The organism is Lentzea jiangxiensis, from assembly GCF_900104175.1.
Classification (GTDB): domain Bacteria; phylum Actinomycetota; class Actinomycetes; order Mycobacteriales; family Pseudonocardiaceae; genus Lentzea; species Lentzea jiangxiensis.
The window spans coordinates 124985-134702 of the sequence record NZ_FNIX01000003.1; the positions used below are offsets into that span (position 1 = coordinate 124985).

13 protein-coding genes are annotated in these 9718 nt (G+C 70.4%); 7 read left to right on the forward strand and 6 right to left on the reverse strand.

Annotation, left to right across the window (positions count from 1 at the left end):
- Positions 1-345: 345 nt before the first annotated feature.
- The 3 genes from BLQ91_RS11890 to BLQ91_RS11900 form a co-directional block, all read right to left on the reverse strand.
- Positions 346-747: an ATP-binding protein gene (locus BLQ91_RS11890; RefSeq protein WP_245733353.1), complete on the reverse strand. Its 402-nt coding sequence runs from the start codon at positions 745-747 to the stop codon at positions 346-348.
- Positions 748-891: 144 nt separating this feature from the next.
- Positions 892-1611 (reverse strand): SulP family inorganic anion transporter, encoded by a 720-nt coding sequence (locus BLQ91_RS11895; protein ID WP_342670633.1) that lies wholly within the window; start codon positions 1609-1611, stop codon positions 892-894.
- Positions 1612-2301: a hypothetical protein gene (locus BLQ91_RS11900; RefSeq protein ID WP_143022606.1), complete on the reverse strand. Its 690-nt coding sequence runs from the start codon at positions 2299-2301 to the stop codon at positions 1612-1614. It abuts the gene before it with no gap.
- 258 nt (positions 2302-2559) lie between these two features.
- Between BLQ91_RS11900 and BLQ91_RS11905 the strand changes: the two genes are divergently transcribed.
- Complete coding sequence (locus BLQ91_RS11905) at positions 2560-3216, forward strand: response regulator (RefSeq protein ID WP_090096868.1); 657 nt, start codon at positions 2560-2562, stop codon at positions 3214-3216.
- A 4-nt stretch (positions 3217-3220) separates the two neighbouring features.
- On the opposite strand, the gene BLQ91_RS11910 is transcribed toward BLQ91_RS11905, so the two are convergent.
- A complete protein-coding gene (locus tag BLQ91_RS11910) occupies positions 3221-4891 on the reverse strand; it encodes a sensor histidine kinase (RefSeq protein ID WP_090096869.1) in 1671 nt (556 codons plus the stop codon).
- A gap of 138 nt (positions 4892-5029) precedes the next feature.
- Here BLQ91_RS11910 and BLQ91_RS11915 point away from each other — a divergent pair, with 138 nt between their 5' ends.
- The 4 genes from BLQ91_RS11915 (at position 5030) to BLQ91_RS11930 (ending at position 7446) form a co-directional block, all read left to right on the forward strand.
- Complete coding sequence (locus tag BLQ91_RS11915; protein WP_143022607.1) at positions 5030-5518, forward strand: nitroreductase family protein; 489 nt, start codon at positions 5030-5032, stop codon at positions 5516-5518.
- 110 nt (positions 5519-5628) lie between these two features.
- A complete protein-coding gene (locus tag BLQ91_RS11920) occupies positions 5629-5808 on the forward strand; it encodes a hypothetical protein (protein ID WP_143022608.1) in 180 nt (59 codons plus the stop codon).
- A 7-nt stretch (positions 5809-5815) separates the two neighbouring features.
- Positions 5816-6295 carry a cation:proton antiporter regulatory subunit gene (locus BLQ91_RS11925; RefSeq protein ID WP_090096871.1) on the forward strand — a complete coding sequence of 160 codons (480 nt, stop codon included), beginning with the start codon at positions 5816-5818 and terminating at the stop codon, positions 6293-6295.
- Between the two features lie 2 nt (positions 6296-6297).
- Positions 6298-7446, forward strand: coding sequence for a cation:proton antiporter (locus BLQ91_RS11930; protein ID WP_090096872.1), 1149 nt, complete (start codon positions 6298-6300; stop codon positions 7444-7446).
- 94 nt (positions 7447-7540) lie between these two features.
- On the opposite strand, the gene BLQ91_RS11935 is transcribed toward BLQ91_RS11930, so the two are convergent.
- Positions 7541-7936 (reverse strand): STAS domain-containing protein, encoded by a 396-nt coding sequence (locus BLQ91_RS11935; protein WP_090096873.1) that lies wholly within the window; start codon positions 7934-7936, stop codon positions 7541-7543.
- Between the two features lie 183 nt (positions 7937-8119).
- A complete protein-coding gene (locus tag BLQ91_RS41225; RefSeq protein WP_176959697.1) occupies positions 8120-8617 on the reverse strand; it encodes a hypothetical protein in 498 nt (165 codons plus the stop codon).
- Positions 8618-8653: 36 nt separating this feature from the next.
- Between BLQ91_RS41225 and BLQ91_RS41230 the strand changes: the two genes are divergently transcribed.
- Positions 8654-8833 carry a hypothetical protein gene (locus tag BLQ91_RS41230; RefSeq protein ID WP_176959698.1) on the forward strand — a complete coding sequence of 60 codons (180 nt, stop codon included), beginning with the start codon at positions 8654-8656 and terminating at the stop codon, positions 8831-8833.
- A 522-nt stretch (positions 8834-9355) separates the two neighbouring features.
- Positions 9356-9700 carry a histone-like nucleoid-structuring protein Lsr2 gene (locus BLQ91_RS11945; RefSeq protein WP_090096874.1) on the forward strand — a complete coding sequence of 115 codons (345 nt, stop codon included), beginning with the start codon at positions 9356-9358 and terminating at the stop codon, positions 9698-9700.
- Positions 9701-9718 lie beyond the last annotated feature (18 nt).

Genomic DNA, 9718 nt, shown 5'->3' on the forward strand with positions numbered 1-9718 from the left:
GATCTGGTCACCACCGCACCCGCCCGGAACCGCGATCTCGACCCACCGGACCACAGCTTCGACTCGTGTGGCGCACCAGGAGCCAGCCTCTGCCGTCCGCGACGCGGCAGGCGATCGTCGACACCACCGCCGAGGCCTTCGCGGAGTGACTCCGGACTCATCAGACGATGACCTCCCACTCCGAACAGGACGAGTGGCTGCGGCGAAAGCCCGAGCGGTCCGACCAGTCCGGAGGGAGTCGTCATGGGATCCGTCCGCCGGACCGCCGCGTGACCTTCACCACGCCCGATCTCCGAGCGATCAAGGCGCACCTCACTTACGACAGCCGTGTGCGCGCGAAACCGGCTATCCGGTGCAGTCGACGACTGCCCACACGGTCTTGCCCTCGGGCAGTGGACGCACACCCCAGTGCACGGACACGCTTTCGACCACGACGATGCCCCGTCCCCGGCTGCCGCCCAGCCGGGAGCGGCCGCGCACGGGCAGTGCCGTCGAGGAGTCGTCCACCTCGACGCTCACCCTGCAGGGCTGCGTGTGGTGCGCGACCCGCAGCTGTCCGGGGCCGGGCGCGTGGTCGTACACGTTGCTCACGAGCTCGGTGACGATGAGCTGGACGTCGTAGAGGTGGTCCTCGCCGAGGCCGTCGAGCACGCCGACGAGCCACCTGCGCACCGAGCCGACGGTGGTCGAGGCGTCGGCGGGCAGGTCGAGCGCCAGTGATCCGGCGCCCTCTTCGACGGTTGTCACCACTGCCTCCGCTGGGCGTGGATCCGGTCATACCGGACGGAAAGCTGGAAGCTCACCGTACCTGGCGCCACGTCCGTGGACAGAACAGAGGACCGGGAACGAACTTTCCGTCCACGGCGACGATCCGGGCAAGGCGACAGCGCGTCATGGCAACGTTCCGTTCCGTCGCAGGTGGTTCCGCGCGTACTCGATGGCTTCGGGCGTGCTCGGGAACATCCGCACGCCGTGGATCTCCAACTGCCGGCGGTGCTCCTTGCACACGCCGGAAAGCAGCACGGTGACGCCGCGGTGCTCCAGCCTCTCGACGGCGTCCCGCAGCACCAGGGCTCCGGTTCCGTCCAGGGTGGACACGTGCGACAGGCGCAGGACCACCACGGAGACCGCCGAGATCTCGGTGAGCTCCAGCAGGAACCGGTGTGCCGCGGCGAAGAACAGCGGTCCGTCCAGCCGGTAGGCGACGATGTGCTCGGAGAGCAACTCCCGCTCCTCCTCGCTGTGATCGCCCGTTTCCAGCGGTTCCACGTCGATCCGCGCGGACCTGGCGACGGCTCGCAGCGCCAGTGCTCCGGCCACGACGAGGCCGATGATCACGGCGGTGACGAGGTCCAGCGCCAGGGTCGCGACCGCGGTGAGGGCGAGCACCACCGCGTCGGACCGGTTCGCACGCATCAGCACCCGCACCGATCCCACCTCGACCATCCTCACCGCGGTGGCGAGCAGGACACCGGCCAGCACGGCCAACGGGATGCGCCCGACCAGCGGAGCCGCGGCCAGCATGATCACGGCGAGCGTCAGCGCGTGCACCAGTGACGCCAGTCGTGACGTCGCGCCCGAACGGACGTTGACCGCAGTCTTCGAACTCACTCACGGAACCACAACTCCGTCACCTGTGCCGGGACGCTTGTAGCGCCACGAGGTGGCACCGACGACGGCCAGCGCCTGCGGGAATCCGGCGAGCTCGTGCCGTTCGACCAGGCCGGCCCGCCATTCGCGCCGGTGCACCAGGTGGACGACCGGTCGCACCGCCACGCCGGTGCTGCGGCCCGCCAGCACCGCCGCCTGCAACGCGGCACCACCCCGGATGTGGTCCGGACGGCGATCGCCGGTGGTGATCACGACGAGCTCGTGCTCGCCCAGCGCGCGCAGCTCCGTTCCCACCCAGTGGCTGGCCCATCCCAGTGCACGGGCGTCGCCCGCGCCGGTGGCCTCGGTGAGGCGGATCGCCCGGTGCAGGTCGAGGTCCTGCGGATCCGCTGGTTCACGGCGGTCCGCGCGGATGACGGCGAGCAGGTCGGGACTCGCCTGATCGGCCGGGAACACGACGTGCGGGTGCCAGCCCGCGTGCCGGACGGCGAGCACGACGTGTTCCAGAGCGGCGCCGCACGACAGCAACCGGTCGAAGCCGAGCGGATCGTGCTCCGACGTGTGTCCCCTCGCGAAAAGGTAGACCGACCGGTTGTGCAGCTCCAGCGACCACGGCCGGTCCTCGCTGTACACGGGCGCCTCACCGGCCGCCTCGACGACTCCCGCGGCCTCTGCTGGGTTCCATCGCATGCGTTGACGATTCCCCGCGTGGTGCCGTGGGGGCAGAGCGGACGTGCCCCTCCGCAATGGGCACTTGGACTCTCCGCAGAGGCCCGCGCACACCGGCTCCACACCGCTCATACTGGACGGGCAGCTGATCGGATGGCGAGGAGTCCAGCCGGGTGCGGAGGACCTCGTTCCCCGGGAACAGGGTCTTTGGTCCCTGTGTGCGGCCGCTCGCCACAAGAGATCGTGATCGTGGAACGGTTGAGGAGAGGTGGGTCGCAAGTGGTGTCACGAGTCTTCCTGGTGGACGACCACGAGGTCGTCCGGGTCGGCATCAGGGAGCTGCTCAGCGCCTCCCCCGACCTGGAGGTCGTGGGCGAGGCGGGCTCGGTCACCGAGGCGCTCACCCTGATCCCGGTGGCCAACCCGGACGTCGCGGTGCTCGACGTGCGGCTGCCCGACGGCAACGGCATCGAGCTGTGCCGCGAGCTGCGTTCGCGGCTGCCCGAGTTGAACGTCCTGATGCTCACGTCGTTCACCGACGACGAGGCGCTGTTCGACGCGATCATGGCCGGCGCGTCGGGGTTCGTGCTCAAGCGCATCCTCGGCACCGACCTGACCACCGCGGTGAAGACCGTCGCGGCCGGGCAGTCGCTGCTCGACGCCCGCTCCACCGCCGCGCTGCTCAACCGCATCCGCCGCGAACGCGAGCAGGGCGACCCCGTCCGGGCGCTCACCGAGCAGGAACGGACCGTGTTCGACTACATCGGCGACGGCCTGACCAACCGGCAGATCGCCGAGAAGATGTTCCTCGCGGAGAAGACCGTCAAGAACTACGTCTCGCACCTGCTGGCCAAGCTCGGCCTCGAACGCCGCACCCAGGCCGCCGTGCTCGCCTCCCAGCTGCGCAAGCCCACCCACGACAACGAGACCGGCTGAGCGGTCAGTCCAGCGGCACCCGCCACGTCACGCGGGTGCCGCCGCCCGGCTCGCCGCCGACGGTGAGCACGCCGTTCAGCGCGGTCGCACGCTGCTCCAGGTTGCGCAAGCCGCTGCGCGCGACCTCGGCCGGCATGCCCAGGCCGTTGTCCACCATGGAGATGATCAGGGAATCGCCCGCCTCGACGGTCAGCGTCAGCTCCGTCGCGCGCGAGTGGCGCAGCGCGTTGCTGACGGTCTCGCGCACCACTGCCTCGGCGTGTTCCCCGATGTAGTCGGGCACCAGGCTGTCGATGGTGCCCGACATCCGCACCGCGGGCGTCAGCTCGGCACCCTCGGTGAGCTCGGCGACGATGTCCAGCAAGCGCCTGCGCAAACCCGTGTCACCGGAGTCCGCCTGCAGGTCGAAGATCGACGTGCGGATCTCCAGCACCGTCTGGTCCAGCTGGTTCACCGCCTTCTGCACCCGCCTGCGGACCTCCGGGTGGGTCACCCACGTGAGCGATCCCTGCAGGCTCATGCCGGTCGCGAACAGGCGCTGGATCACGTGGTCGTGCAGATCCCGTGCGATCCGGTCGCGGTCCTCGAGCACGTCGACCATGCGCCGGGCGTTCTGGTTCTCGGCGAACTCGATCGCCACCACGGCCTGGTCGGCGAACGACGCCAGCAACGGCATCAGGTCCGCCCCGAACGCGGTCGCGTCCTTCTCCCGGACCGAGAGCAGGACACCGGTCACCGTCGTGCCCGCCCGCAGCGGCACCACCACGGTGGGACCAGCCTGACCGGGAAGGTCGCCGAGCTGCTCACCCGCCTCCTCGAGCATCACCGGCGCGGCGGTCTCCAACACCTCCGCGAACACCGGCGCGTCGGCGGCGAACCGGCCGGGACCGGCCTCGTTACCCGCGTGCGCCGCCGTGCGGAGTTCGTCGCCCTCGAGCAGCAGGACCGCGGACCAGGAGGCTCCCGCCAGCTCGACCGCGCGCTGCACGATCAACCGCAGCGCGTCCTCGGCGGTCGCACCGGCCAGGAGCTGGGCGTTGATCTCGGCGGTCGCCTCCAGCCACCGCTCCCGCATGCGCGAGCGTTCGAACAGGCGGGCGTTCTCGACCGCGACACCGGCGGCCGCGGCCAGCGCCTCCAGCACGACCTCGTCGTCGGCGGTGAAGTCGCCGCCGTCGGTCTTCTCGGTCATGTAGAGGTTGCCGAACACCTCGTCGCGCACCCGCACGGGAGCGCCGAGGAAGCTGTGCATCGGCGGGTGGTTGGGCGGGAAGCCGACCGACGCCGCGTGCTCGCTGATGTCGTGCAGCCGGATCGCCCTCGGGTCCTTGATCAGCAGCCCGAGCAGGCCCTTGCCCTCCGGCAGGTGACCCATGTGCGAGCGGGTCTCCGGGTCGATGCCCACGTACACGAACTGCGACAGGTTGTGCCGCGACCCGAGCACCCCCAGCGCGCCGTAGCGGGCGCCCACCAGCTCCACAGCTGCCTGCACGATGCGCTGCAGGGTCGAGTCCAGCTCCAGACCCGCGCCGACGGCGAGCACCGCGTCGAGCAGGCTCTGCATCTTGTCCCTGGTCGACCCGATCTCAGCGAGCCGGTCCCGCATCTCGTCGAGCAGCTCGTCCAGCCGCAGACCGCCCAGCAGGCTTCGCGCCGGGGCCTCCTGTCCATCCATGGATCAAGCTTTTCATGCCGCCGCGACGGCACGAAGCAGTCCCGGTCGAGCCGGGACCTTGGACGGTGGGGCCGTCCCGGCGCAGCGGGGAAGGTGGAGGACAGCACGTTGGACCAGGCAACACGATGAGGTGAACACATGGCTCAGGTGACGGCGGCTCTCGGGCTGGGACCGGAGCAGATCGAGAAGGCGCTCGTGGCCGCTTCGCTCGCGCCCTCCGTCCACAACACCCAGCCCTGGCGGTTCGAGGTGAGGCGGGACCGCATCGAGCTGCACCCGGACCCGGGCCGCAAGCTGGCGGCGACCGACCCGGAGAACCGCGAGCTGCGGCTGTCCTGCGGCGCGGCGTTGTTCAACCTCAGGCTGGCTCTGCAGAGCATGGGCGTGCGTCCCCTGGTGTCGATGCTGCCCGGCCACGACGCGCCCGGCGCACTCGCCGTGGTGCGCCGCGGTGGCACGGTCAAGATCGACGACGAGCACCGCCTGCGCCGCGCTTTGGGGGGAAGCTCGTGCCGCAGACCGTGCTGCGGCTGGGCTGCGGCACGCCGATCCCGCCCCACCCCGCGACGCCCGGTGTCCGAACTGCTGATCGGGTCCGACGAGCGCCAGTCCTGCTCGCGCGCATGAGCCGGTGAGTTCGACGAGGACGACGTCGGTGCGGTCGACCGCGAACGCCGGGATCAGCGGACTGCCGCCCTTCGACGCCGTGCGACGGACGGTGCGGCGAAGGTGTGGTCGTGCCGCCGGTCGCCCCAGGTGGACTCGACGAACGACGGGTCGCAGTCCGGACGGGACTGGGGCGGCAGGAGCACGCGCCCGACCTGCTCGTGCTCACCGAGGTGCTGCAGGCCGAGCTCGACGTGATCGAGAAGTGTCCGGAAAGCCCTGCGGTACGGGCAGGTCCCGGCTTGCCATGATGACCGGATGGACGTCAACGAGGTACTGCTGCCCGGCGTCGGTCTGCGCTACGAGTTCACCAACGCCGACGGTGACCGCATCGGCATCGTCGCGCGCCGCGAGGGCAACTTCGAGGTGATCCGCTACGCGGCGGACGACCCGGACGAGGCGCAACCGCTGTTCCGCCTCACCACCGCCGAGGCCGACACGGTCGCCGAGATCCTCGGCGCGCCGCGCATCGCCGAGCGGTTCGCCGACCTGACCAGGGAGGTGCCGGGGCTCAGTGCCGGACAGGTCGTCGTACCGGACGCGTCCGCGCACGCGGGCAAACCGCTCAGCCACACCCGTGCCCGGACCCGCACCGGCGCGTCGGTCGTCGCGATCGTGCGCGGCGAGGACGTGATCGCCTCCCCGCTGCCCGAGGAAGTGCTGCGGGCGGGCGACGTGCTCGTGGTGATCGGCACCCACGACGGCATCAACGGCGTGCGCCGGATCATCGAGGCCTGACGGTGCACACGTCTCTCGCGCTGCTGCTCGAGCTCGGCGTGATCCTCGTCGGGCTCAGCGTGCTCGGCGCGGCCGCGAGACGGTGGTCGTTCTCCCCCGTCCCGCTGTACCTGCTCGCCGGCCTCGCCCTCGGGAACGGTGGCATCGCCCCCGTTCCCGCCGCGGGTGACTTCGTCGAGGCCGGCGCCTCCATCGGCGTCGTGCTGCTCCTGCTCACCCTCGGGCTCGAGTTCACCACCGCGGAACTCACCCACAGCCTGCGCCACCACATCCCGTCCGCACTGGTCGACCTCGTCCTCAACGCGGCGCCGGGGCTGATCGCGGGATGGCTGCTCGGCCTGCCGTGGCCCGGGATCCTCGCCCTCGCAGGCGCTACCTGGGTCTCCTCCTCCGGCATCATCTCGCGGTTGCTGAGCGACCTGCGCCGTCTCGGCAACCGCGAGACACCGGCGGTCCTCGCCGTCCTGGTGATGGAGGACTTCGCGATGGCGATCTACCTCCCGGTGCTCGTGGTCCTCGCCTCCGGCGGCACCTGGTGGCAGGCGCTGGTCGGAGTGGTCATCGCGATCGCCAGCGTGACCGCGGCGTTCACCGCCTCTCACCGCTGGGGCCACCACGTCAACCGCTGGCTCGCCCACCCCGACGACGAACAGCTCATGCTCCGCGTCCTCGGCACCACCCTCGTCGTCGCGGCACTCGCCGAGCTCGTGTCGGTCTCGGCCGCGGTCGGCGCCTTCCTCGTCGGACTTACCCTCACCGGCGCCACGGCCGAACGAGCACGCGCCGTCCTCGCGCCCCTGCGCGACCTGTTCGCCGCCGCGTTCTTCCTCGCCATCGGCTTCGCAGTCAGCCCGGCCCAGCTGCTCCCAGCCCTGCCCGCGGCAGCCGCACTCGCCCTGGCGGGCATCCTCACGAAGATCGCCACTGGCTGGTACGCCGCCCGCCGCGACGGCGTAGCCCCACGCGGCCGCCTCCGCGCCGGCACCGCCCTCATCGCCCGCGGCGAGTTCTCCATCGTGATCATGAGCCTCGCGGGCGCCACGAGCCCCGAACTCGGACCCGTCGTCACGGCGTACGTCCTCATCCTCGCCACGACCGGACCGCTCATCACCCGCTGGTCCGGCACCTGGCTCTCACCACGACCGTCCTGAGCACCCCGGACCCCGGCGGGAGCGGCCGGGGTGGTGTTCACCCCGAAACGCCACATCGGACACAACCGGCTGACGACCGATGGCCCACCTCAGGTCACAGGATGGTCTGTTCCGCCGCGGACGAGGTGCGCAGCGCCTCGACCGCGTGCGGCACGGTCTCGTGCAACAGGAGGACCTGGTCCAGGCCGGTGGCTTCCAGCGCGCGCCGGGTGGTGCGTCCGGGCGCGACGACGGCGAACCCGATCCCGGCGAGCCGGGCGCGCTGGTTGGCCTCGGCCAGCAGCGACAGTCCTGTCGAGGCGAAGAACCCCACGGCGAGGCAGACGACGATGCCCTCGGGGTGGTGGTTCATCTGCTCTTCGACAGCGACGCGCGCCTGGTTGACGTTGGTGATGTCGATGTCACCGCTGACCACCATGACCACCACGCCGTCGTGGTCGACGGTCTCGATGTGCAGGTGTGAGATGCCGCCGCCCGGCCTGTCCGTCATCGTGCACCACCACTTCCGAAGCAAGCCGTTGATCTTCCCGGGAGAGTGCGCGTCAGCGTGACGGCACCGTCTTGATCGGCCTCCCTGGCTCCCGCCGCGGTCGACGACGTCCAGACTCGCACCGATCAGCGATTCCCGCGCGTTCAAACGGACTGGTCAGAGGCCGCCCCGGCCGGCCACCCCTCAGGACCAGTTGCCGAGTTCCGCGTCGATGCGGGGGTCGGTGCGGACCCACACCTCACCGGTGGCCGCTCCCGGCGGGGCGTCGACGCGCTCGAGTCCGAGGGTCCGGACCAGCTCCAGCAGGTCGTCGCGGTCCGGACCCGCCTCTTCGAGCGTGCAGCTGTCGAACAGGACGTAGTGCACGTCCCAGCGGTCGTTGTACCCGCAGTCGGCCCAGACCTCGCAGAAGCTGGTCAGCGCCTCGCGGTCGAGTGGTGCGGCCTGCGGGTCGTCCGGTGCGGGGGTCGCGGCGAAGCCCTTCGCGATGTCCTCCCGGCTCCACCACCGCCCTGCCTCCGCGACCGCCTCGGTGGTGAAGTCCCGCGACGCGAGGAAGTGTTCGAGCAGTCGGCCGACCCCCGTGGCCTCGATGCCCAGCCCGTCGTCCTGCAGGCGCGCCACCAGGCCGTCCGCCATCGCGCACGGGCCGGAGAAGGTGAAGATCCCGGTGGCGGCCACCAGCGTGCCGCCGTCGGATGCGGGACGTTGAGCGTCGTGCCTGTTTCCGGCGCGTCCCTCACCAGGGCGAGCAGATCCGCCGGCACGCCGTCGTACAGCGCCGCCTGGGCGCGAGTGTCCACTGTGGAACTGAGAGCGCTGGAGCGGTCGAACGTCAGCACCAGGCCGCGACCGTCGGCCGTGAACCAGGCGTTGACGGTGTCGCCGGTGCCGTAGCCGTAGTGGGTGACGCCGGAGGTGGTGATCGGCTCGCGTCCGTCGATGCGGGTCAGGACCTCCAGGCGGCGGCGCAGTTCGCGCGGATGGGTCTTCCGCAGCACGGAGCGGTCGAACTCGGATCGGAGCTCCTCGTCACGACCTCGTCCGGGCTCCGCGGCACCGCGTGGCGCTCGTTGTTTGAGATGCGCCGAACGGGCCTGCAGGAAGCTCTCGGCGTCCGGCAGCCACTCCTGCCGGTTGTCCTCGTCGTCGCTGAAGGTCAGCGGTCCCATCACTCGTCCTCGCTGTCGGGCTGCGGTTCGTCGAATTCTGCTACGGACGCGGCACGGGGAGGCGACCCAGCCCCCGCATCCCGGCGATCAGCCCCGGCGCACGCGATTTCCATCCGGGTCAGACATTTGCGGAAGCAGAACCAAAAGGCGAGCACGGAAACAACACCCCACGCCGTGCAGCAAACACTTCGACACTGCTAAGCTGAATCGTCCGCTCTATTCTTCACCTATCACTGTGAGACACTGAATGGCGAAGAAGCACCACGACCTCGTCGACGACCTGGACGGCACCTCGTCGGAAGAAGAGCTCGAAACAGTGCACTTCGGTTTGGACGGCGTGATCTACTTGATCGATCTCAACGGGCACAACGCCAGCCGGTTACGGGCGGCTCTGCGGGACTTCGTCGTCAAGGCCCGCCGGATCGGCGATCGGCGCACGACCGACTCCGGCCACGCGAAGTCCGGAAAAGCGCATCCGAGACGACAGACACGAGCGATCCGAGAATGGGCACGCAGAAACGGTCATGCGATTTCCGACCGCGGCCGGATCCCGGATCGCGTCGTCACCGCCTTTCTGGAACAGCACCGCTGAACGCGGTCGCGACAGCCG

Excerpts from the sequence above, each read along its gene's own strand:
- BLQ91_RS11910 (WP_090096869.1), bottom strand. The coding sequence starts at position 4,891 with ATGGATGGACAGGAGGCCCCGGCGCGAAGCCTGCTGGGCGGTCTGCGG.
- BLQ91_RS11900 (WP_143022606.1), bottom strand. The coding sequence starts at position 2,301 with ATGCGATGGAACCCAGCAGAGGCCGCGGGAGTCGTCGAGGCGGCCGGT.
- BLQ91_RS11945 (WP_090096874.1), top strand. The coding sequence starts at position 9,356 with ATGGCGAAGAAGCACCACGACCTCGTCGACGACCTGGACGGCACCTCG.
- BLQ91_RS11925 (WP_090096871.1), top strand. The coding sequence starts at position 5,816 with ATGGACGTCAACGAGGTACTGCTGCCCGGCGTCGGTCTGCGCTACGAG.
- BLQ91_RS11935 (WP_090096873.1), bottom strand. The coding sequence starts at position 7,936 with ATGACGGACAGGCCGGGCGGCGGCATCTCACACCTGCACATCGAGACC.
- BLQ91_RS11915 (WP_143022607.1), top strand. The coding sequence starts at position 5,030 with ATGGCTCAGGTGACGGCGGCTCTCGGGCTGGGACCGGAGCAGATCGAG.